Annotated in this window: 20 protein-coding genes; 9 read left to right on the top strand and 11 right to left on the bottom strand. The window is 53.2% G+C overall.

Annotated elements, in window-relative coordinates; genetic code table 11:
- Nucleotides 1-213 precede the first annotated feature (213 nt).
- On the top strand, nt 214-2,367 hold the full coding sequence (locus IG609_RS15690; RefSeq protein WP_193397958.1) for an ornithine decarboxylase: 2,154 nt from the start codon (nt 214-216) through the stop codon (nt 2,365-2,367).
- 66 nt (nt 2,368-2,433) lie between these two features.
- Here IG609_RS15690 and ansP read toward each other — a convergent pair whose 3' ends face one another.
- The 3 genes from ansP to IG609_RS15675 all read right to left on the bottom strand — a co-directional run bounded on the left by ansP (nt 2,434) and on the right by IG609_RS15675 (nt 5,718).
- Nucleotides 2,434-3,885: an L-asparagine permease gene (gene ansP, locus IG609_RS15685; RefSeq protein WP_116164000.1), complete on the bottom strand. Its 1,452-nt coding sequence runs from the start codon at nt 3,883-3,885 to the stop codon at nt 2,434-2,436.
- A gap of 383 nt (nt 3,886-4,268) precedes the next feature.
- Nucleotides 4,269-5,009, bottom strand: coding sequence for an SDR family oxidoreductase (locus tag IG609_RS15680; protein WP_193400065.1), 741 nt, complete (start codon nt 5,007-5,009; stop codon nt 4,269-4,271).
- 79 nt (nt 5,010-5,088) lie between these two features.
- Entirely contained in the window at nt 5,089-5,718 is a 630-nt protein-coding gene (locus IG609_RS15675) for a TetR/AcrR family transcriptional regulator (RefSeq protein ID WP_193400066.1), read from the bottom strand.
- 288 nt (nt 5,719-6,006) lie between these two features.
- Between IG609_RS15675 and IG609_RS15670 the strand changes: the two genes are divergently transcribed.
- The 3 genes from IG609_RS15670 to IG609_RS15660 all read left to right on the top strand — a co-directional run bounded on the left by IG609_RS15670 (nt 6,007) and on the right by IG609_RS15660 (nt 9,336).
- The gene (locus IG609_RS15670; protein WP_193401136.1) at nt 6,007-7,230 is read left to right on the top strand and encodes a Tm-1-like ATP-binding domain-containing protein; all 1,224 of its coding nucleotides are present in this window, start codon (nt 6,007-6,009) and stop codon (nt 7,228-7,230) included.
- Nucleotides 7,231-7,243: 13 nt separating this feature from the next.
- On the top strand, nt 7,244-8,077 hold the full coding sequence (locus IG609_RS15665) for a phosphoenolpyruvate hydrolase family protein (protein ID WP_193397962.1): 834 nt from the start codon (nt 7,244-7,246) through the stop codon (nt 8,075-8,077).
- A 215-nt stretch (nt 8,078-8,292) separates the two neighbouring features.
- A complete protein-coding gene (locus IG609_RS15660; RefSeq protein ID WP_193401137.1) occupies nt 8,293-9,336 on the top strand; it encodes an alpha/beta hydrolase family protein in 1,044 nt (347 codons plus the stop codon).
- Here IG609_RS15660 and IG609_RS15655 read toward each other — a convergent pair.
- From IG609_RS15655 to mutY, 4 genes are all read right to left on the bottom strand, one after another.
- Complete coding sequence (locus IG609_RS15655) at nt 9,299-10,390, bottom strand: helix-turn-helix domain-containing protein (RefSeq protein WP_193401139.1); 1,092 nt, start codon at nt 10,388-10,390, stop codon at nt 9,299-9,301. The two genes, IG609_RS15660 and IG609_RS15655, sit on opposite strands and share 38 nt — an antisense overlap.
- 95 nt (nt 10,391-10,485) lie before the next feature.
- Complete coding sequence (gene mltC, locus IG609_RS15650) at nt 10,486-11,559, bottom strand: membrane-bound lytic murein transglycosylase MltC (protein WP_010282844.1); 1,074 nt, start codon at nt 11,557-11,559, stop codon at nt 10,486-10,488.
- Nucleotides 11,560-11,611: 52 nt separating this feature from the next.
- Complete coding sequence (locus tag IG609_RS15645; protein WP_014700955.1) at nt 11,612-11,884, bottom strand: oxidative damage protection protein; 273 nt, start codon at nt 11,882-11,884, stop codon at nt 11,612-11,614.
- Entirely contained in the window at nt 11,881-12,987 is a 1,107-nt protein-coding gene (gene mutY, locus IG609_RS15640; RefSeq protein ID WP_180784919.1) for an A/G-specific adenine glycosylase, read from the bottom strand. The genes IG609_RS15645 and mutY overlap by 4 nt, the downstream gene beginning before the upstream one ends.
- A gap of 165 nt (nt 12,988-13,152) precedes the next feature.
- Here mutY and trmB point away from each other — a divergent pair, with 165 nt between their 5' ends.
- From trmB to IG609_RS15625, 3 genes are all read left to right on the top strand, one after another.
- The gene (gene trmB / locus IG609_RS15635) at nt 13,153-13,872 is read left to right on the top strand and encodes a tRNA (guanosine(46)-N7)-methyltransferase TrmB (protein WP_193397965.1); all 720 of its coding nucleotides are present in this window, start codon (nt 13,153-13,155) and stop codon (nt 13,870-13,872) included.
- 1 nt (nt 13,873) lies between these two features.
- Nucleotides 13,874-14,218, top strand: a complete 345-nt coding sequence (locus IG609_RS15630; RefSeq protein ID WP_014914389.1) for a YggL family protein — start codon at nt 13,874-13,876, stop codon at nt 14,216-14,218.
- Between the two features lie 114 nt (nt 14,219-14,332).
- Nucleotides 14,333-15,046, top strand: coding sequence for a YggN family protein (locus IG609_RS15625; protein ID WP_010282855.1), 714 nt, complete (start codon nt 14,333-14,335; stop codon nt 15,044-15,046).
- 57 nt (nt 15,047-15,103) lie between these two features.
- On the opposite strand, the gene IG609_RS15620 is transcribed toward IG609_RS15625, so the two are convergent.
- From IG609_RS15620 to mutH, 4 genes are all read right to left on the bottom strand, one after another.
- On the bottom strand, nt 15,104-16,165 hold the full coding sequence (locus IG609_RS15620; RefSeq protein ID WP_193397966.1) for an NADP(H)-dependent aldo-keto reductase: 1,062 nt from the start codon (nt 16,163-16,165) through the stop codon (nt 15,104-15,106).
- Between the two features lie 205 nt (nt 16,166-16,370).
- The gene (locus IG609_RS15615; protein WP_193397967.1) at nt 16,371-16,589 is read right to left on the bottom strand and encodes a YgdI/YgdR family lipoprotein; all 219 of its coding nucleotides are present in this window, start codon (nt 16,587-16,589) and stop codon (nt 16,371-16,373) included.
- 174 nt (nt 16,590-16,763) lie between these two features.
- A complete protein-coding gene (locus tag IG609_RS15610; RefSeq protein ID WP_193397968.1) occupies nt 16,764-17,480 on the bottom strand; it encodes a TerC family protein in 717 nt (238 codons plus the stop codon).
- Nucleotides 17,481-17,759: 279 nt separating this feature from the next.
- Nucleotides 17,760-18,455: a DNA mismatch repair endonuclease MutH gene (gene mutH, locus IG609_RS15605; RefSeq protein WP_193397969.1), complete on the bottom strand. Its 696-nt coding sequence runs from the start codon at nt 18,453-18,455 to the stop codon at nt 17,760-17,762.
- 696 nt (nt 18,456-19,151) lie between these two features.
- On the opposite strand from mutH, the gene rppH reads away from it, so the two are divergent.
- Complete coding sequence (gene rppH, locus IG609_RS15600; RefSeq protein ID WP_102118309.1) at nt 19,152-19,685, top strand: RNA pyrophosphohydrolase; 534 nt, start codon at nt 19,152-19,154, stop codon at nt 19,683-19,685.
- Between the two features lie 12 nt (nt 19,686-19,697).
- Entirely contained in the window at nt 19,698-21,944 is a 2,247-nt protein-coding gene (gene ptsP / locus IG609_RS15595; protein ID WP_193397970.1) for a phosphoenolpyruvate--protein phosphotransferase, read from the top strand.
- Nucleotides 21,945-22,101: the final 157 nt, after the last annotated feature.

The following is a 22,101-nucleotide window of genomic DNA, read 5'->3' as shown; positions in this document are numbered from 1 at the left end:
GTTAGGCATGAGTAAAAATAGAGTACGGCTCTGCTTTTACTGATGTCTATCGGATGGTGCTGGCTCCAGTTTTTCCATTCTTAGCCTACAGTTTACCTGTAGGGATCATACGCTTGTCGTTATTGATTGGCATTGTGATTGGTCGGGATTGTTATCCCTGAACGGTGTCTTCCAGGCACGTACACTTACCTTTAACCGTTTGGGTTTGGTTACATGAAACAGTTAAAAATTGCGGCGAATGCAGCGGTTGCCACCCGTTTAACCACAACGCGCGAGATTGTCGCGTTGAGTCAGACTGACTTCACGGATGTGGCGGCGGTCGTGGTTTCTATTGAGGAAGCCCGTAGCGGCATTCTGTCGATATTGCAGCACACCGGTTTTAGCATTCCGGCGTTTGTCGAAGAGCCCGATGAAGATAAAGAGTTAGATGTTCTGCCTGCGGGCAGCGAATGGCTGTTTCTTGATGACGACGGCGAGCACGCCAACGTGCTGGAGCGAGCGGCGAAAGCCTATCAGGATACGCTGCTGCCACCGTTTTTCGATACGCTGACCAAATACGTCAACATGAAAAACACGACCTTTGCCTGTCCGGGGCATCAGGGCGGCCAGTTCTTCCGCAAGCACCCGGCGGGGCGCCAGTTTTTTGAGTTTTACGGTGAGAACGTGTTTCGTTCGGATATCTGTAATGCGGACGTCAAACTGGGCGATTTGCTGATCCACGAAGGGGCGGCGAAGAAGGCGCAGAAGCACGCTGCGCGCGTGTTTAATGCCGATAAAACCTATTTTGTGTTGAACGGCACCTCCTCGGCGAACAAAGTGGTGACGAACGCGCTGCTGGCGCGCGGCGATCTGGTGCTGTTTGACCGCAACAACCATAAATCCAACCACCACGGTGCGCTGATTCAGGCGGGCGCGACGCCGGTTTATCTGGAAACCGTGCGCAACCCGTTCGGCTTTATCGGCGGCGTAGATGCGCACTGTTTTGATGAAGACTATCTGCGCAAGCTGATCGCGGAAGTCGCGCCGGAACGCGCCAACGAGCCGCGCCCGTTCCGTCTGGCCGTTATCCAGCTTGGCACCTATGACGGCACGATTTATAACGCGCGTCAGGTGGTCGATAGCATCGGGCACCTGTGCGACTACATTCTGTTTGACTCCGCTTGGGTCGGTTATGAGCAGTTTATCCCGATGATGGAGCAGTGTTCGCCGCTGTTGCTGGATCTGAATGAGAACGATCCGGGGATTTTCGTGACGCAGTCGGTGCATAAGCAGCAGGCGGGATTCTCCCAGACTTCGCAGATCCACAAGAAAGATACGCACATCAAAGGTCAGCGCCGTTTCTGCAACCATAAACAGCTGAATAACGCCTTTATGCTGCATGCGTCGACCAGCCCGTTTTATCCGCTGTTCGCCGCGCTAGACGTCAATGCCAAAATGCACGAAGGAGCAAGTGGGCGTCGGATGTGGATGGACTGCGTGAAGCTGGGCATTGAAGCACGTAAGCAACTGCTGACGCGTTGTTCGCTCATCAAACCGTTCGTGCCTGTGACGGTGGGCGGCGCGCTCTGGCAGGATCACGATACGGAGACGATCGCGCAGGACGTGCGCTTCTTCAACTTTGAGCCGGGCGAGAAATGGCATGCGTTCGAAGGGTACGCGGAGGATCAGTATTTTATCGATCCTTGCAAGTTACTGCTGACCACGCCGGGTATTGATGCGATTAGCGGCGATTATACCGAATTTGGTATTCCGGCGACGATCCTGGCCAACTACCTGCGCGAGCACGGCATCATCCCTGAAAAATGCGACATGAACTCGATCCTGTTCCTGCTAACGCCAGCAGAAGACGCTGCAAAAATGCAGGAGCTGGTGAATGCGCTGGTGCATTTCGAAACGCTGATCGCCCGCGATGCACCGCTGAGTGAAGTGCTGCCTAGCCTGTATCAGAAATATAAAGAGCGTTATCGCGGTTACCGGCTGCGTCGGCTGTGTCAGGAAATGCATGATTTTTATGCTCAACACAACGTGAAAGATCTGCAAAAAGCGATGTTCCGCAAAACCGAGTTTCCGTCCGTGGTGATGTTGCCGCAGGATGCCAACAGGGAATTTGTGCGCGGGAATATCGAGCTGATTCCTATCGACGCAGCAGAAGGGCGTATCGCGGCAGAAGGGGCATTGCCTTATCCGCCGGGCGTACTGTGTGTCGTGCCGGGTGAAACTTGGGGCGGGGCGGTACAGCGCTATTTTCTGGCGCTGGAAGCGGGCATTAACCTGCTGCCGGGCTTTTCCCCAGAATTGCAGGGCGTTTACAGCGTCGCAGAAGAAGATGGCAGCAAGCGTCTGTATGGTTACGTAGTAGAAGAGTAATTACGGATGTAGATAGGCTAAGAAACGCAGGCTCGGAAACGAGCCTGCGTTTTTTCTGTCTTAACCTTAACGCAGGCTGGATTCCTGCTGGTCGGTGAGCTTCACGGCTTCTCGCTGCTTTTTCAGCCCACGCCAGCCGATAATCAGCATGATCGCCAGTACCGGAATTGTTGCAACCGTCCAGGTGCCGTTCGGGTAATCAAACGCCATCAATCCCAGCACACTCACCAGAAAAGCCAGCGTCAGCCATGATGTCACAGGCGCACCAGGCATTTTGAACGCCACCGGCTTGGCTTTCCCCTGACGAATCGCTTTGCGCAGCTGCATTTGGCACAGAATGATGAATGCCCAGGAGCAGATAATGCCGAGCGAAGCGATATTCAGGACAATCTCGAACACCTGCGACGGCACCACGTAGTTCAGCACCACGCCGATAATGTGGATGCCGACCGTGACTAAAATACCGGTATAGGGTACGGACTGGTTGCTCATTTTCGACAGGAAAGCGGGAGCCGAACCACCCAGCGACAACGAGCGCAGGATGCGCCCCGTTGAGTACAGACCGGAGTTCAGGCTGGACAACGCGGCGGACAGCACCACGATATTCATGATCGTGCCGATATAAGGAACGCCCAGCTTGCTGAAGAAGGTCACGAACGGGCTTTGTCCGGCCTGATACGCATTCCACGGCAGCAGGCAGACCAACAGCGCGACCGAGCCGACGTAGAACAGGCCGATACGCCAGATGACGCTGTTGACCGCTTTCGGCAGCACCTGCTCTGGGTTTTTACATTCGCCTGCCGTCGTCCCGATGATCTCGATACCGGCAAAGGCAAATATCACCCCTTGAACCAGCACCAGCGCAGGCAGAATGCCGTGTGGGAACAGGCCGCCGTTATCGGTAATCAGGTGCAGGCCTGGCGTGTTGCCATCCAGCGGGCTGCCCGTGCCGAGATAGACCGTGCCGACCACCAGAAAAATGGCGATAGCTGCAACCTTAATCAGCGCGAACCAGAACTCCATTTCGGCAAACCACTTCACGCCAATCAGGTTCATCAGCGTGACGATGGACAGTGCACTCAGCGCGAACAGCCACTGTGGAACGTCGGCAAACGTGCCCCAGTAGTGCATGTAGAGCGCGACGGCGGTGATGTCGACAATCCCAGTCATCGCCCAGTTCAGGAAGTACATCCAGCCTGCAACGTAGGAGGCCTTTTCCCCCAGAAACTCACGCGAGTACGACACGAAGCTACCGCTGGTGGGGCGATGCACGATCAGTTCGCCCAACGCGCGCAGGATGAAAAAAGAGAAGATGCCGCAAACCAGATAGACCAGCGCCAATGCAGGCCCCGCCATTTGTAGACGGGCTCCCGCGCCAAGAAACAGCCCGGTGCCGATGGAACCACCAATGGCGATCATCTGCACATGGCGATTGCCGAGACTTTGGTGGTAACCCTTTTCGTGGAGACGCTGTTCAGCGGCATGACGCTTGCCGTGAGGGGAGGAATGTTGTGTCATTGGTGTCCGTGTTTTCCTGTCTGTCACGCATCTTGTGATGATGCGTTTGATATGATTATTTCTAATTCAACTGGTTATGTTTTTGCCTGTGGCGTTTTTTTATGTCGTACATCCCTGTACGCCATCCTTCGGGCCGTTGCTACGCAACGTTGAAAAACGCTCCCGGAGTTTTTTTATAGTGCGCTGAGCGCGGTAAGCCGCATGGCAGAAAACAACGGCAGCGATGCTACCTTTTCCTGTGTTCTGTGGCAAAAAATGGAGAGAAGGAAAGTGTGTCAGAGCATGATGCGTGGGGGAACGTGGGGCATTAGTCGGGGAAAACCCTTCACCGCCCCAGTTATATGATAAATACCGGAGCGGGATGGAGAACAAAAGGCGATGGGTTACACGCCGATATCTGCGCGCGTCGGCCCCTGAAAATGGATGGCGTTGATATGGCAACTGCGCGGTTGGATGAGCACGAAACGCATGGCTTCCCATATCGAGCGGGCATTCAGTAGATGCTCGCCCATTTTTTCCCCGCTAGCGGGATTGTCATCAAGGCCGGTAACCTCAAAATCTGGTGGATAAAACCCCGTCACGCGAATGTTTTCCTGCGCGACATGATGTGCCAGATTCTGGCTAAAACCGCTCATGCCGTGCTTGGCGGCGAAGAAGGCGGGGTGGGCGATAGAGTCGTGGAACTGCGGGATGCCGCAGACGGAAACCATCGCCAGAATGTCGGCACCCTGTGAACGGCGTAAGCTTGGTAATAGCGCTTTGGTGAGCAGGATAGAACCGGTCAGACCGGAGTTGATGGTACTGACGATATCCGTATCGGTGTCTTCTTCCCCCAATGTGCCTTCCAGCCATTGGGCGGCGCTGAGCACCAGAATATCGACGGGCGTGCTGTCTTCCAGCAGCTGTGCGGAAAAATCTCTAACCGAATCAGGGTTGGCAATATCGCACTGATACGCGCGTGCTGTGCCGCCTTCCTGATAAATGATGTCGACGCTGGCCTGTGCATCGGCCAGTTTGCGGGCGCAAAGATCGACCTTCACCCCTTCGCGAGCCAGCCAGACGGATACCGCTTGTCCAAAATCGCGGCCACCGCCGGTGACAATCGCGCGTTTACCTTTCAGCATCATGTGTTCCCTTGGCAACGTGTGTTCTTCCGTTGCTGCGTATCCGGTGACAGGGCGGGACGCAGCATAGATGTGTTCGTTAGGTTTTCTGTGAAGCTGCCTGTGCAGCGTCTTCTTCTGCCTGCCGTAAAATGGCTTTGGCGACCCACTGCGTGACACCCTGAATGCCGTCTTCTTCCAGATGCCAGATATCTTTCAGCACCAGGAAAACCTCCGAACCATAAATAAGCGATAAGGCATAAATTACCCGCTGTTGTGCTTCCGGCGTGATTTTTCCTTCCAGTGGTTCAGTGGCAATCTTGAGCAGGCGTTTACGATTGCCGCGCGTCAGCGTATCCGTATGCAGGCGGTTGGAGCGGCGATCGGCCCATTGTTGCAGTGACAGATGCAGCGCGGCACGCAGCGCACCTTCATGCTCCAGCATTCTCGGGTAAGCAAAACGCAGCAGTTCAGACACGCGTTCGCTGGCATCCGGCTGTGCCGGGTGCCACGCCAGAATCGGCCCCAGGCTTTCGCCGACAACAGCGGAGACTAACGCACTTTGCGTCGGAAAATAGCGGTAGGCCGTCGCGCGTGAAAGCTGAGCCGCAGCGGCAACATCCGTAATGGAAGGGAATATGCCTTGATCGAACATATTCATGGCAGTATCAATCAGTAAACGACGGGTTTTCGCCCGTGTTGATGTCAGTTTTTCATCCCGTTCAATCACATAGACCTCATTGAATTTTCGGGCCGGACGCTATCGGGCAGCACGGCGTTGTCGCCTGAACTATAGCAAATTGAGTGATTCTTGTGCCACGTCAAGCTTTCTTACTGTTAATGTAATGCCATACATAACATTTTGAGACTTTTGTCTCATTTGTATATTTAATGATTTGTTTTTATGATACTTAAGTCTCAATATGGTGGTAAATTAATCTTTTCTGTTTTTTGGCTCTCTTAATTTCCAATTATATCAATCTATTAATTGTTTCGCTAACGATGGGAGGGATACCAGGTGGGAAGTGAAATTGGCAGCGTTTATATTGCAAGTACCGCTGATACTAAAGGAAAAGAACAGATTTACGTCCGCGATCTGATTGCCGCTACGGGCTTAAAAACTGTCACGGTCGATCTGTCAACGACACCGCCGTCGGCAGATACACGCGTGTCAGAGGCGACAGATATCAGCGCCGCAACGGTGGCATCGTACCACCCACAGGGCGCATCGGCGGTGTTTTGCCATGACAGAGGTCGGGCGATTAGCGCCATGGCCGTTGCGTTTGAGCACTTCATGCTGTCCCGCGAGGATATTGCTGGGGTGCTGGGTCTCGGCGGCTCCGGCGGAACCGCGCTGATTACGCCCGCGATGCAGGCGTTACCGATTGGTATGCCGAAGCTGATGGTCTCGACGATGGCCTCCGGCGATATCTCCGGTTATATCGGTGCCAGCGATATCAGCATGATGTATTCCGTTACCGATGTGGCGGGTCTGAACCGCATTTCTCGTCAGGTTCTTGGCAACGCCGCGCACCAGATCGCCGGCGCCGTGACGTTTCATATTCAGGAACATCATGACGATAAGCCCGCGATTGGCCTGACCATGTTTGGTGTCACGACGCCGTGCATTCAGGAAGCCAGTAAATTACTGGAAGCGGAGTTTGACTGTCTGGTCTTTCACGCGACGGGCAGCGGTGGGAAAGCGATGGAAAAGCTGGTGGACAGCCATTTGCTCACTGGCGTGCTCGATCTCACCACGACTGAGGTGTGCGATTTACTGTTTGATGGCGTGCTGGCCTGCGGGCCGGAACGGTTTGATGCGATCGCCAAGACGCAGGTGCCTTATGTGGCGTCCTGCGGCGCGCTGGACATGGTGAATTTTGGTGCACCAGCCAGCATACCGGAGAAATACGCGCATCGCCTGTTTTACAACCACAACGCGCAGGTCACTCTGATGCGGACCACGATAGACGAGAATATCGCGATGGCGCGCTGGATTGGGGAGAAGCTGAACCGCTGTGAAGGCGAGGTGCGCTTCCTGATTCCGGAAGGCGGCTTCTCCGCGCTGGATGCACCGGATCAAGCATTCTGGCACCCGGAAGCACGCGACGCGTTTATCAGCACGCTGGAGAGCGTCGTGCAGCAAACGGCAAGACGACAGATTATTCGTCTGCCTTTCCATATTAACGATCCTTTATTTGCCCATGCCGCTGTCGATGCGTTTCGGGAATTAGTGAAATAAGAAGGGAAAAAGTATGAAGTCAGGCATGAATCGTCAGGAATTGCTGGCAAAATTCCGCGACATGATCGCGCGCCGCGAACCGATTATCGGCGGTGGTGCAGGAACAGGCCTTTCCGCGAAATGTGAAGAAGCGGGCGGTATCGATCTGATCGTGATCTACAACTCCGGACGCTATCGCATGGCAGGACGAGGTTCGCTGGCTGGCCTGTTGGCTTACGGCAACGCGAATGAGATTGTCGTGGATATGGCGAAAGAGGTGCTGCCCGTTGTGAAGCACACGCCGGTACTGGCGGGTGTAAACGGAACCGATCCTTTCTGTCAGTTTGATAAGTTTCTGGATGACCTGAAAGCGCTGGGTTTTTCTGGCGTGCAGAACTTCCCAACCGTTGGGCTGATTGACGGTAATTTCCGCGCCAATCTGGAAGAAACCGGCATGGGATACGCGCTGGAAGTGGACATGATTCGTCTGGCGCATGAAAAAGACATGCTGACCACGCCTTACGTGTTCAGTGCGGCAGATGCCGTCGCGATGACGAAAGCAGGGGCGGATATTATTGTGCCACACATGGGGTTAACCACCGGCGGCAACATTGGCGCGGAAACCGCGCTTAATCTGGCAGATTGCGTTCCGTTGATTAATCACTGGGCGGATGAAGCGAAATCCATCCGTAAAGATGTGATTGTGTTGTGCCACGGCGGACCGATTTCAACACCGCAGGACGCACAGTTCATTATGGATCACTGCCCGCAGTGCGATGGTTTTTACGGTGCCAGCTCTATGGAGCGGCTGCCGACAGAAACCGCATTAACGGCGACTACACAGCAATTCAAAAAAATTAAGCGATAACAGACTTTTTTGGCTATATACCTAAGCTGATGTCCAAAAGTAGGAAGAAGGCAGGTAAATTTTGCGCCACTATCAGGGAATGCGGCCAGCACATGCTGGCCGCAGTTTTTTGTGTATTAAACAGAGGTACTAAATAGCGTTTTAGGTCGCATTGGTCATAAAGTCATTGTTATAAATGCTATTTTTCACAGTGCAGAAACTTCGGAGAAATAGGTATGACATGGCGTATCACGATAGGGTTGATAACGAATTTACTACTCAGTTTTGCTGTTATGGCAAACACTGGCATTGGCTTTCAACACATCACGTTAGCGGATGAAGGCAATAACAGGCCGTTAGACGTCGCCGTCTTTTATCCTGCATCGTCATCCTCACAGACCACGACCATGGGTGACAATGCCGTTTTTCCCGGCATCGCCGTGAGTAAAAATGCCGTGCCTGAGTCCGGTGAGCATCCCTTGATTGTCGTTTCACACGGCTATGGCGGGAGTTGGTTTAATCAATTCTGGCTGGCGCAGGTGTTGGTTAAACAAGGCTATATTGTCGCTGCGCCCAACCACCCCGGAACCACCTTTAAAGATATGCGGACCGAGAAGGCTCAGGCACTATGGCAACGGCCTCATGACCTCAGTCGCGTGATTACGGCGTTACTCGCCACGCCAGAAAAAACGGGGCTGGTTGATGCGAAGCGCATTGCCGCTGTGGGTCACTCGTTGGGGGGATGGACGGTGCTGGCGCTGGCTGGTGGGCGCTTTAGTACGGAGCAATTTGAGAAGGATTGTCTGACGCACGCTGGGCTGGCGTCCTGCAAGGTGTATGAAAAGATGCAGGTCGAAAAAAATGCCGCATCGCGTGTGCAGCTTGATAAAGCACTCGCGGATCCACGTATTAGCGCCGTGATTTCGCTGGATATGGGGCTGGCGCGAGGGTTTACCGCAGAGAGTCTGGCGGCGATAAACATTCCTATCTTGATTATGGCGGCGGGGTATCCCAATGACGAGCTGCCTGCCAAGCTGGAATCCCACGATCTGGCGCAGAAGCTGTCGCCAGCGCATTCAGCGTATAAAGAAATTGCCGACGCAACGCATTTTAGTTTTATGCAGCTTTGTAAGCCGGGCGCCGTTGAGATTATCAACGCCGAGAACCCGGGCGACGGCATGATTTGTCTCGACGGCGGTGAGCGTTCGCGTGAGCAGATCCATCAGGAAGTTGGGAAGGATGTCAGCGATTTTCTTCAGGCGGCGTGGCGGAAGTCGTAGTCTGTTCCTGAAGTGGGTACTGACTACGCCAGACGCTGGGGCTCATCCCCGTTAGCCGCAAAAATTCGCGGTTGAAGTTTGATTTAGTCTGAAATCCGCTGGCCAGCATGATATCTGTGATTCGGTCATCCGTTTGGCCGAGGAGGCGCTTAGCCTCCTCGATGCGGTATTCGTTCATCACCTGCGAGAAATTACGACCGTGAACGCGGTTGATGGTTTCGGACAAGCGTCTGAGCGGTATGCCCATGCGCCTGCTCAGACGCTGAAGCGTCATGCTCGGATCGGTGTACAGCGCGTGAGTGCGGATGAAATCATCTAACGCTTTCGCGAGCTGGTGCTCGTCTTCGGTGGCGGGTATGGCTTCATGCTTCTGGTCAGGCGGCGCGACAAGCCCTGCCTGCGCAGACGTGCGGTATGTGACGATCAGCAGGGTCAATATCGCCAGCATGATGATGTGGAATGCGGTGATGATGGTTGCTGCGCTATTGCCGCTGTAGAACGCGATATCCAGAGCAATGACGGTGTCGATAGCGCCGGAGATAAGCACATACAGCCCGGCGATAAACGGCGCGCTTTTCCATCTGGGTGATGACGTTTGTAGACGGCGAGCGCGGTAAATCAGCGCTGCCCCATAACCGAAGTAAATACTCACCAGCATCAGATCGATAAGCGGAACGGGTGTTCTGTTCTGGATCGCGCCTGCGCCAAGGATGAGTAAAGGCGGTAACAGATGCCAGAGAGAATGTCGGCGTCTGCGGGTTATGTCCTCAGATGCCTTGTCGCCGTGGGGGAAAAGGCACAGCCATAGCAGCGGCGGAATTAATGCGGCAATCGCGGGTTGAATAAACGCGGGTAAGGCAACATGACTGCCCCAGCGTAACGCCACCAGCGTCAGGGCAAGACAGCTTACGCCGATGAGTATCGCTTCTGCCGTTGCACTGCGTTTTTTAGTGTTCTTGTTATGGGAATGGTTGTGAATAGCCAGAAACTGGATGCGAAAAAACAAAATAACCAGCAGAAGTGCGGTAATCAACGGTAAAGGGATCGCGGTCATCGTGTTTATCAACAACGTTATTGTAGATATCTGGTCTGATGAAACCGTGCTACCGGAGTAAACCCGGTAGCACGGCGTTCTGTGGTGCGCGTGAATTAGCGGCGGTAATTTTTCTGTGCCGTGTTCACTTTGTACAGATAGCGACGTGATTCACCAGACGGGTGCTTCGTCGTCAGCGTTTGGTAGACATCGCTCGGTGACATGTTGTTGATAATGCCCACGGCGCGATCGCGATCGCTGGAGAAGACGCGCAACACGCTGCCTGCGCCACCGTTATACGCGGTGATGACGGCATAGCGTTTCGACGTCGGGTTCTCGATGCCGGCCAGATAGCTGTTCTTCAGAATCGACAGATAGGCGGTACCTGCGTCGATGTTTTGTTCTGGATCGAACAGATAGCTGCGACTCGGTTGTCCCCATTTCCCTTTCATCTTGAAGACGTCACGTCCTGCGCTGTGCTGTACCACCTGCATTAGACCCAGCGCATCGGAACGGCTGACGGCGTAAGGGTTGAAGCTCGATTCTGTCTGCATAATCGCCAGAATCAGCGACTCTTCAATACCGTAACGCTCGGAGGCTTTACGCACCAGCGGCAGGTATTTGTGCGCACGCTTATCCAGATGGTTAGGGACAAGCTGCATCGTGACCGACCAGATAACGTGCATACCGGAGGTGCGTTTTTGCAGACGGTTCTGGAGCAGGTAATCTGCAAAGCTGGCGGCACGGCCTTCCCAGCGGATCGGCTGTCCGGTGTTGTCCAGCACCTGTCCGTACAGCAGCGGTTCGCGGCTGATTTGAATATCGTTAGCGTCGGAATACAGATCGGTGTTACTGGCGTCATCGCCCATCAGCAGGGTCGTGATAATCGCCTGGCGCAGGCTGGCAACGGAATTGGTGGCCGAAATGGTTTCGATCGTGATTGAACCGGCATCAAAGTTGATGTGGCTACGCGTCTTATATTGATCGGTGTATTTGACGTAGTCTTTCGGGCCGGCGATCAGTACTTCATTCATCCCCCAGATATTTTCGATGTTGTTGGCGAACTGGCCCATCAAAATATCGAAGGCGTTGGTATCCTTGAGAAACTCTTCGTCGTTGGCATTCCCTTTGTTTCCTGAACAGGAAACCAGCAGTGGTGCAATCACCAGCAGCGCTAACATTTTCTTCATATAACAAGCCGTGTCGGAATGGGGACGTAAGCGGGCCCGAAAGCCCGCAATCTCAGTGGCTCGGAGGCGTATAGCCTTCGATGTGTACGTCCTTCCCTTCAAACAGGAATTTGATCATTTCCTGTTCCAGCAGCTTACGGTCGTCAACATTCATCATGCTGAGTTTTTTCTCGTTGATCAGCATGGTTTGTTTGGTTTGCCACTGCGCCCAGGCTTCTTTGGAAATGTCGTTATAGATGCGCTTGCCCAGATCGCCGGGGTAGAGCTGGAAATCCTGTCCTTCGGCGTCGCGTTGTAAAAAAGTACAAAAAATGGTTCTGCTCATGCTTCTTCCTCATCAATTTCGCAGGCTTTCAAATGTGTTGACTGCGGGTGAGCCAACTCCCTCAGCAAGCGTTCTACCGGGGCGGCCAGTCCGACAGACGGCGGCTGCGCTAAGTTATACCAGAGACCTGCACCGTCATCCATGCAGGACCGGTTTTGTGAGCGGTCGGTCTGCGATACGTCTAGCCAGAGCGGAACGATATCCAGATGAAAATGGCTAAAGGTATGGCGAAACGCGACAAGCTGTTGCAATCCATCAGGATTCAGACCGCGTTGTTGCAGCCAGAGTTCCAATTCCCGACGTTCGCTGAACTGTGGGAAGCAAAATAGCCCGCCCCACAGGCCGACGGCAGGTCGCTGTTGCAGCCAGACCTGAGAACTTTGTTGCATCAGCAGGAACCAGCCGGTTTTTTCCGGCAGCGTCTGCTTCGGTTTCTTGCCAGGGTATTGCGCCCAGCTGTGGTTGGCATAGGCAATGCAGCCGGTGTTCAGCGGGCACAGCTCGCACTTGGGACGGCTGCGGGTGCAGACCATCGCACCGAGATCCATCATCGCCTGATTAAACTGGCTGACGCCCTCGGCTGGCGTGACGTCTTCACTCCGCGCCCACAGTTTCTTTTCGACCTCTTTCTTGCCCGGCCAGCCGTCAACGGCGTAGCAGCGTGCCAGCACGCGCTTCACGTTACCGTCGAGAATGGGGTAATGCTGGCCGAGAGCGAGCGACAGCACCGCGCCGGCGGTGGAGCGTCCGACGCCTGGCAATGCCGCGACTTCATCAAAGGTGGTGGGGAATTCGCCGCCGTGACGTGACACGATAGTTTGTGCCGCTTTGTGCAGGTTGCGCGCGCGGGCGTAGTAGCCCAGCCCGGTCCACAAGTGGAGCACTTCGTCCAGCGGCGCTGCCGCCAGTGCGTTTACGTTCGGAAAGCGTTCCATAAAGCGTTGGAAATAGGGAATAACCGTGGTGACCTGCGTTTGTTGCAACATCACTTCGGATAGCCATACTTTATAGGGAGTTTTCTCAAGCTGCCACGGCAGGGTTTTGCGGCCATAGCGTTGATACCAGTCCAGCACCTGATGGGCGAACTGTTGCGCTTGCATCATAAAATGGGGTCACTATCCGACAGATAAAAAGTTTGACAGCGATTCCAGCACAGAGTGAATGTGCTGTAAACCGGAACTTTCCGAGGCAGTGGGCTTGCTAAACCACGGTATCCTTGCATAATGCGCGTTTCCTTAATGAAATCGGACAGCAAGTAAGCACTCTTTATGATTAACAACGTCATTTCACCGGAATTTGATGAAAATGGGCGCCCGATGCGTCGTATCCGCAGTTTTGTCCGCCGTCAGGGGCGTTTGACGAACGGGCAACAGCTGGCGCTGGATAACTATTGGCCGGTGATGGGCATGGAATATCAGACCGAGCTGGTCGATTTTAACGCGCTATTTGGTCGTGACGCGCCGGTAGTGCTGGAAATTGGGTTTGGGATGGGCGCCTCGCTGGTGACGATGGCGGCACAGCATCCTGAGCAGAATTTCCTCGGTATCGAAGTTCACCTGCCGGGCGTAGGTGCCTGTCTCGCTGCCGCACAGGAGGCGGGAATCAGCAATCTGCGCGTGATGTGTCACGATGCGGTTGACGTGCTGATGAATATGATCCCAGATGGCTCACTGTCCATGGTTCAACTCTTCTTCCCAGACCCGTGGCATAAAGCCCGCCATAATAAACGCCGTATCGTCCAGGTACCTTTTGTCCAACTGGTACAGAGTAAGCTGAAAGTCGGCGGCGTGTTCCATATGGCAACAGACTGGGAACCTTATGCGCAACATATGCTCGAAGTGATGACCTCTGTCACCGAGTACCGTAATCTTTCCAATAATAATGAGTACGTTGAGCGGCCGGAGTCCCGTCCGCTGACGAAATTTGAAGCACGTGGCCAGCGTTTGGGGCATGGCGTGTGGGATCTGATGTTTGAGAGGATAAAATAAAATGGCACAAGCTCGTAGCCGTCGTTTACGTAAAAAGCTTCATATCGATGAGTTTCAGGAATTAGGTTTTTCTGTCAGCTTCCGCTTTCCAGAAGGCACTAGCGTAGAAGATATCGATCAACTGATGGATAAGTTCGTTGACGACGTCATTGAACCACAAGGACTGGCATTTGAAGGCAGCGGTTATTTGCTCTGGGAAGGTCTGATCTGTCTGCAAAAAATTGGTCACTGCACCGAAGAGCATCGTCAACTGGTTAGCCGCTGGTTGGAAGAGCAGAAACTGACGGACGTGAAAGTCAGCAACCTGTTCGATATCTGGTGGGATCTGCCAGAACACCTGCTGTAATCCTTGGTCTTATCAAGGCATGCCTGAGCTGATTCTGGCTCAGGCGTTATCCGCCTCCTCAACGGGCGGATTACCGCTCTCCCGCTACTGCCGTTGTTTTCTTCAGGAGAAAATATGTCGCGTAAAATAACCCTGGGTTTATTGATGTTGCTGTCCTGGCAAGCGCAGGCGGCCTACCAGTGCAACGTGAACCCGCAGGACGACATCATTATCAGTCCGCAGCACGTACAGGTCGTGGGTGCCAGCGGCAATTTACAACTCTCCCCGCAGGGCGATATCGTCCGTAACGGTACGCCACTGACTCTGAATGCCGAACAGCGCCAGAAGGCCAAAGCCTATCAGGCAGATTTACGCCAGCAACTGCCGTGGATCGATCAGGGCGCGCAGCAGCATCTTGAAAAAGCGCGAGTCGCGCTGGATAACGTGATCGTGCAGGAGCTTGGCAGCGACAGCAATGTGCGCAATCGTCTGACTACGCTGGATAAACAGCTCAAGCAGCAGATGAATCGAATTATCGAACACCGCACCGATGGCCTGACGTTTCACCATCAGGCAATTAAGCAAGTTGAGCAAGACGGCAAGCAGCTCGTGCAGCAAAGCATGGGCGGCGTCTTGCAGGACAGCCTGAACGAAATGGGCGTGAAACAGATGTCCAGCGGCGGCAACCCGCTACAGGCGATGATGGGCAACCTTGGTGGTTTGCAGAAAGCGATTCAGGCCGAATGGAACAATCAGGAACTGGAGTTCCAGCGCTTCGGCAATGACGTATGTAGCCGCGTCACATCGCTGGAAAACCAGCGCAAGAGTCTGTTGCAGACGCTGAAGTAATTGTTCAGCGTTCTTGTGCATGCATTAAAGAAAACCGGGCATTGCCCGGTTTTGCGTTTATGGTGCCGGAAACGTAAAACGACGGTGGATGGCTTCCAACTCGTCGAGGATCTCGCCGTCCAGCGTCAGGTTCTGGCTGTCGAGGTTGGTTTGCAGCTGTTCCAGTGTCGTCGCGCCCAGCAGCGTACTGGCGACGAACGGCTGCTGACGCACAAACGCCAATGCCATTTGCGCCGGATTCAGACCGTGCTTTTGCGCCAGTGCCACATATTCGGCAACGGCTGCCTGAGCCTGTGGGCCGGTATAGCGGGTGAAGCGGCTAAATAGCGTGTTGCGCGCATTGGCCGGTTTTGCGCCGTTCAGGTATTTCCCCGTCAGCGTACCGAATGCCAGTGATGAATAGGCGAGAAGTTCCACGCCTTCATGCTGGCTGATTTCCGCTAATCCGACTTCGAAACTGCGGTTCAGCAGGCTGTAGGGGTTCTGAATCGACACGATACGTGGCAGGTCGTGCTTTTCCGCCAGATGCAGATAGCGCATCACGCCCCACGGGGTTTCGTTGGATACACCAACGTAGCGGATCTTACCGGCACGCACCTGTTCATTTAGTGCTTCCAGCGTTTCCAGCAGCGTCACGACCGATTTATCTTCAGTATATTGCGGTTTGTCATCCGTATACTGATAGTTCAGTTTGCCAAAGCAGTTGGTCTGGCGCTGTGGCCAATGCAACTGATAGAGATCGATATAGTCGGTGTTCAGGCGTTGCAGGCTGGCATCCAGCGCGGCACGGATGTTTTTTCTGTCCAGCGCCTGCTGTGGCCGGATGCTGTGATCGTTTCCGCGCACGGGGCCGGAGACTTTACTGGCCACAATCAATTTTTCACGTCCGCCACGGGATTTCAGCCAGGAACCGATATAGCTCTCGGTTAGCCCCTGTGTTTCAGGGCGCGGAGGAACGGCGTACATTTCTGCTGTGTCAATCAGGTTAACACCTGCGGCAATGGCGTGATCTAACTGGGCATGAGCGTCTGCTTCGCTGTTCTGTTCGCCAAAGGTCATCGTACCAAGGCCCAGCACGCTTACTTCTAAAGAACTATGAGGTATACGGTGATATTGCATTGCCAGCTTCCTTATGTCTGAAAATAGCAGGCGCATTTCCCGTCATCTCCGCATGATTTGCTGCGATTCCAATGATTTTGGGAAGACACACCTGAATTCGACTATAACGAAGCCGTGGCGAGTGGGGAAGTCTCTTCTATTGCCGTTAGCAGGATTTTGCTGGAAGACGTCGCCCGATGGTGGGAATATCGGGCTAAAGCTGAGGCTAGCGCTGCACGATCTGGGAGATTTGATCGCTGTTGATTTGTTTCTGATTACCTTGCTCATCGGTATAGCTGAGCAACCCGGTATCTTTATCCAGCACGGGTTTTCCCTGCGTCAGGAGCATTTGCCCCTCTTTTGTCGCCATCACGTAGTCACTGGAACAGCCTGCCAGAGTGAATAATAACGCTAGTGTGATTGCCATTTTAATCCGTACTTTCATCCTATTAACCCGTTCATAAATGCAAAATCTTAAAGTGAGTCTAGCAAATGGTTGTGGGGGATAACGTAGGAATAATGGAAAAAGTGTGTTTGGAGGGAATTAATATTGTGTAATCAGGCGACAGGTCGCCGCCTGATTATGACGTCTTTATCGTGAGCACTCGCTATGCGGCGATCAGTGCGCTGCTTTTTCTTTTTTACTGCGCAGCAGGTTCAACGCCTCGACGGACATCGAGAAGAACATGGCGAAGTAGATGTAGCCTTTCGGTACGTGAATGTCGAAACTTTCCAGAATCAGGGTGAACCCGACCAGGATCAGGAATGACAAGGCCAGCATTTTGACGGACGGATGGCGTTCGACAAACTCGCCGATAGGGCGCGCAGAGAACATCATCACGAGAACGGCAATAACAACCGCTGCCATCATAATAAACAGATGGTCAGACAGGCCGACAGCAGTGATCACCGAATCCAGGCTGAAGATAATATCCAGCATCATGATCTGTACAATCGCGCCAAAGAAAGAGTACACCCTGGAAGTATGGTCTTCTGAACCGCCTTCGACGGTTTCGTGAATTTCCATACTCGACTTCCAGATCAGGAAGAGTCCCCCGAAGAACAGGATCAGATCACGTGTGGATATTTCATTGCTAGCGACGGTAAATAGCGGGTCGGTCAGACGCATGACCCAGGCAATAGAAGCGAGCAGTCCCAAACGCATTAACATCGCGCCCATCAGCCCGATGCGGCGAGCTTTGTTTTGCTGGGCTTTAGGCAGTTTGGCGACAACCAGAGACAGGAAAATAATGTTATCGATCCCAAGAACGATTTCCAGAATAGTCAGCGTTCCCAATGCCAACCATGCGTTCGGATCAACAATCCAATCAAACATTATATCAATACACCTTAAACGAAACGTAAACGATATTATACTCTGCCAGCTCGGGGCGTAGGCAAGCGAAAGTGTGATGTCGTAGAAATATACTCGTCAGGCTTCGCATTGCGGCCGTGTGCTGGCGTCCCTTTTGCTCTGGGTTGGCGTCAGGCCTTTCCCCGTTGTTTCCTTTGCCGCTCTATTGCTGCGTAATAGCGTGCGGCGTATGAGGCTAGTGTACGATGAAGCGGGGCGATGATGAAGCATCGTGCTAATGAAACACGATACGAATGAAACTCAGCGGCTTAGCTGCATAAAGTGGCGGGCGAGTAGCGGCGCGGTGAGGGTTTTTTTCAGGTAGAACCCGCGTGGTAAGGTCAGAATCGGTTGACCAAACTCGCCAATTGCCTCGGTTAATGCTCGGCTATTTGCCGCTTTTGGGCGTAGTTGCAGTACTTCGCCATGTCGGGCGGTGATGCTTTCTACCCGGCCAAGCACGATCAGGTCCATCAACTCTTCCCAATCGCAGCGCAACTGTTCCTCTTCCTCTTCATTGGGGCTCCAGATCAGCGGTGTGCCAATGCGGCGTTCTCCCAGCGGGATATGGCGTGAGCCTTCCACCGGAATCCACAATACCCGCGCGAGCTTATGCCGAACGTGGCTGCTTTCCCATGTCACGCCGCTGTTGCCTGTTAACGGCGCGACGCAGACGAACGTGGTTTCCAGCGGTTTGCCCTGTTCATCAATAGGAATAGTTTTTAGCTCAACGCCGATGTCGGGGAAATCCTGCTCGGGCTTGCTACCTGCGCTTGCGCCGAGAAAACGCTCCAGCAAGATACCAATCCAACCTTTATCACGTTTCAGGTTGGCAGGAAGGCGCAGGCGAGCGATGTCCGCTAATTCAGCGAGATTATAGCCCGCGAGGGATTGCGCGCGCTCCAGCAACGTGTGCTCACTTGGTGGTACAGTCGTGTGAACCGTGGGTGAATTCATAGCGTATAGCCCGATGTTTTTCCGCTCAAAAAAAATACAATAGATAGAAAATACCCATACACAGCCTGCAAGACTGTGGAGAAAAACAATAATAGCATGATTCGTAGTGCTTTTTTTTAGTGTGATGACGATCACTTAACTCCGTTTTGCAAATTGTGCACGTATAGCCACCGACAATAAACAGGATCTTACACTAGGTTATCCACAGATTTCTTGGATAACCCACATAAACATGAATTACTGGTTCGATTTACAGCCTTGACGCTCGGCCTTTTTGCTGTTTTTGCCTATTTATTGCCTGACTTTGAGGTATTGCCTGTGGATAAAATCGGCATAGTGCGATCTTTCGCCAACCTTGTATTGTATGTCATTTGAACAAAAAATAAGGGAGCGGCATTTCAAGTAAAATGGTTTGTAATTTTATGAATAAAAAGCATTAATTTTTAATTCGCATTAATATTTTTTCTTCATTAAAAATGAGTTTTACTCACTTCTTCATGGGTTCTGCACAAAGATGTCCACAGAAAAAGTGAATAAATTGCCGATTCTTGTCTTCACATGTTTATAACTTTGATCTTATCTGTGGGTTATCTTACTTTTATTCGTATCACATGCTTTCTAAGCAGTGGTTTACCACCTGACGGGAGTGTGAAACAATCAGGCCATCTTTGCATTGATGTTTATCGAGGTAGTCCGGTGATCGATGATGATGGCTACCGCCCAAACGTTGGTATTGTAATTTGTAATCGGCAGGGGCAGGTGATGTGGGCCCGGCGCTATGGTCAGCACTCCTGGCAGTTTCCTCAGGGGGGAATTAACCCCGGTGAAAGTGCTGAGCAGGCGATGTACCGCGAACTGTTTGAAGAAGTCGGGTTAAGAAAAAAGGATGTGCGCGTATTGGCATCTACCCGTAACTGGTTACGCTATAAATTACCAAAGCGTTTGGTGCGTTGGGATACAAAACCGGTCTGTATCGGCCAAAAGCAGAAATGGTTTTTGCTACAATTGATGTGTAATGAATCGGATATCAATATGCAGAGCAGCGGCACGCCGGAGTTTGATGGCTGGCGCTGGGTGAGTTACTGGTATCCGGTACGTCAGGTCGTCTCTTTTAAGCGAGATGTCTATCGTCGCGTGATGAAGGAATTTATCAATCCGGTGATACTGCTTCAGGAGAGTGTTGCAGCTCGAGTGGTTACGCCATCCGGTCTTCGGCGAAAAAGAGGGTAATTTAGGCACATTATGCTCACGCGCTTGCGAGAAATTGTCGAAAACGTTGCGGCAACGGCCCGCCTTAGTGATGCGCTGGACATTCTGGTCAATGAGACCTGTCAGGCTATGGACACGGAAGTCTGTTCCATTTATCTGGCCGATCACGATCGTCAATGTTATTACCTTATGGCAACGCGCGGGTTGAAAAAGCCGCGCGGGCGTACGGTTACGCTGGCTTTTGGGCAAGGTATTGTCGGGCTGGTCGGGCAACGTGCTGAGCCCATCAATCTGGCTGACGCGCGTGCACACCCCAGTTTCAAATATATCCCCGCTGTGAAAGAGCAACATTTTCGCTCTTTTCTTGGCGTTCCCATTATCTACCGTCGCCACCTGCTGGGCGTACTGGTAGTGCAGCAGCGTGAACATCGTCAGTTTGATAAAAACGAAGAATCGTTCATGGTGACGCTGGCCACGCAGATGGCCGCTATTCTTTCCCTTTCACAGATAAAAACGCTCTTCGGTCAATACCGTCAGACGCGCGTTAAGGCGCTGGTGGCTGCACCCGGCGTGGCGATTGCCCCCGGCTGGCAGGATTGTACTCAGCCTTCTCTGGAACAGGTTTTCCCCGCATCGAGTCTGGACAGCGAGCGTGAGCGCTCCCGTTTAACGCAGGCGCTGGAAGAGGCAACGGCGGAATTCCGTCGCTTCAGCAAGCGGTTTAGCGCCAGCGCGCAGAAAGAGAGTGCGGCGATTTTCGATTTGTACTCGCACTTGCTGAACGATGCGCGGCTCAAGCGAGAACTCTTTCAGGAAGTGGATGCGGGCAATGCCGCCGAGTGGGCCGTGAAGCTGGTGATCGAGCGCTTTGCCGCGCAGTTCACCAACTTGCAGGATACTTATTTACGCGAACGGGCGGGCGATCTGCGTGCGTTGGGGCAACGACTGTTGTTCCACCTCGACGATAACGCGCAAATCATGGGGCAATGGCCTGAGCGCTTTATCCTCGTAGCGGATGAATTAACCGCCACGCTGCTGGCGGAACTGCCGCCGGAGCGTCTGGCGGGCGTTGTTGTCTATGACGGTGCCGCGAATTCGCATGCGGCGATTCTCGTCCGTGCCATGGGCATTCCGACGCTGGTAGGCGCGGACATTCAGCCTGACATGCTGCATCAGCGACAGCTGATTATCGACGGCTATCGCGGTGAGCTGCTGGTCGATCCTGAACCCGTGTTGGTACAGGAATACCAGCGTCTGTTGACGGAAGAAAATGAGCTGACTCGCCTGGCCGAAGGCGAAATGGAACAGCCTGCCGTACTGAAAAGCGGCGAACGCGTTCAGGTCATGCTGAATGCTGGCCTAAGCGCTGAACACGAAAAACGCTTTATCAATCAGGTTGATGGCGTGGGGCTGTATCGGACGGAAATCCCATTTATGCTGCAAAGCGGATTTCCGTCCGAAGATGAGCAGATGGCGCAATATCAAAACATGTTGGAACTTTACCCTACGCGTCCCGTGATGCTGCGCACGCTGGATATCGGTGCAGACAAACCGCTGCCTTATCTGCCTATTAGCGAAGAGAACCCATGTCTCGGTTGGCGCGGTATTCGTATTACGCTCGATCAGCCTGAAATCTTTCTGATTCAAGTTCGCGCGATGCTGCGTGCTAACGCACATATTGGCAACCTCAACATCCTGCTGCCGATGGTCAGCAGTCTGGATGAAATCAGCGAAGCGCGTCGCCTGATCGATCAGGCCGCGAGCGAAGTAGAAGAATTGCTGGGCTTCCCGCAGCCCAAGCCGCGAATCGGGATCATGATCGAAGTGCCGTCGATGCTGTTCCTGCTCCCTCATCTGGCTTCCCGCATCGATTTTGTTTCGGTTGGTACGAACGATCTGACACAGTATCTGCTGGCGGTAGATCGTAACAACGCTCATGTGGCATCGCTTTATGACAGTCTGCATCCTTCCATGTTGCAGGCGTTGAATATGATCGCCGTCGAGTGTGAGCGGCATAATATTCCACTTTCCGTGTGTGGTGAAATGGCGGGTGAAGCGCTTGGTGCACTGCTGCTAACCGGGCTGGGGTATCGCTCGCTCAGTATGAACGGACGTAGCGTTGCACGAATTAAATATCTGCTGCGCCAAATTACGCTGGCGGAATCGCAGGCGTTGGTGAAGCAATTGCTCGGTGCGCAGAGCGCGACGGAAGTCCGACAGTGGGCGGCGATCTTCATGGAAGAGCGCGGGCTGGGCGGCTTGATTCGCGGCGGACGCTAATTCGTCGCGGTGCGGTATTGACGGAGACATCAAGATTTAATTGCGAGTAAATGTTTAACAACGACTCAATGTTTTACAGAACTTTTCCCCTCTGCGATCAACGAGCGTGGGCGCGTATGCTATGATTCGCCACCGCGGTTCGCAGGAACAGATTCAT

It is taken from the genome of Pectobacterium quasiaquaticum, from assembly GCF_014946775.2.
GTDB lineage: Bacteria > Pseudomonadota > Gammaproteobacteria > Enterobacterales > Enterobacteriaceae > Pectobacterium > Pectobacterium aquaticum.
Note: the sequence above shows the minus strand (reverse complement) of the source record. Positions and strands in the feature narration are given on the sequence as shown.

Bases quoted from the DNA above. Each gene is read 5' to 3' on its own strand.
- IG609_RS15620 (WP_193397966.1), bottom strand. From the start codon at position 16,165: ATGCAATATCACCGTATACCTCATAGTTCTTTAGAAGTAAGCGTGCTG.
- ptsP (WP_193397970.1), top strand. From the start codon at position 19,698: ATGCTCACGCGCTTGCGAGAAATTGTCGAAAACGTTGCGGCAACGGCC.
- IG609_RS15615 (WP_193397967.1), bottom strand. From the start codon at position 16,589: ATGAAAGTACGGATTAAAATGGCAATCACACTAGCGTTATTATTCACT.
- IG609_RS15665 (WP_193397962.1), top strand. From the start codon at position 7,244: ATGAAGTCAGGCATGAATCGTCAGGAATTGCTGGCAAAATTCCGCGAC.
- IG609_RS15680 (WP_193400065.1), bottom strand. From the start codon at position 5,009: ATGCTGAAAGGTAAACGCGCGATTGTCACCGGCGGTGGCCGCGATTTT.
- mltC (WP_010282844.1), bottom strand. From the start codon at position 11,559: ATGAAGAAAATGTTAGCGCTGCTGGTGATTGCACCACTGCTGGTTTCC.
- IG609_RS15655 (WP_193401139.1), bottom strand. From the start codon at position 10,390: ATGACCGCGATCCCTTTACCGTTGATTACCGCACTTCTGCTGGTTATT.
- trmB (WP_193397965.1), top strand. From the start codon at position 13,153: ATGATTAACAACGTCATTTCACCGGAATTTGATGAAAATGGGCGCCCG.
- IG609_RS15610 (WP_193397968.1), bottom strand. From the start codon at position 17,480: ATGTTTGATTGGATTGTTGATCCGAACGCATGGTTGGCATTGGGAACG.
- IG609_RS15690 (WP_193397958.1), top strand. From the start codon at position 214: ATGAAACAGTTAAAAATTGCGGCGAATGCAGCGGTTGCCACCCGTTTA.
- mutY (WP_180784919.1), bottom strand. From the start codon at position 12,987: ATGATGCAAGCGCAACAGTTCGCCCATCAGGTGCTGGACTGGTATCAA.
- IG609_RS15660 (WP_193401137.1), top strand. From the start codon at position 8,293: ATGACATGGCGTATCACGATAGGGTTGATAACGAATTTACTACTCAGT.
- IG609_RS15645 (WP_014700955.1), bottom strand. From the start codon at position 11,884: ATGAGCAGAACCATTTTTTGTACTTTTTTACAACGCGACGCCGAAGGA.
- IG609_RS15630 (WP_014914389.1), top strand. From the start codon at position 13,874: ATGGCACAAGCTCGTAGCCGTCGTTTACGTAAAAAGCTTCATATCGAT.
- ansP (WP_116164000.1), bottom strand. From the start codon at position 3,885: ATGACACAACATTCCTCCCCTCACGGCAAGCGTCATGCCGCTGAACAG.
- IG609_RS15625 (WP_010282855.1), top strand. From the start codon at position 14,333: ATGTCGCGTAAAATAACCCTGGGTTTATTGATGTTGCTGTCCTGGCAA.
- mutH (WP_193397969.1), bottom strand. From the start codon at position 18,455: ATGAATTCACCCACGGTTCACACGACTGTACCACCAAGTGAGCACACG.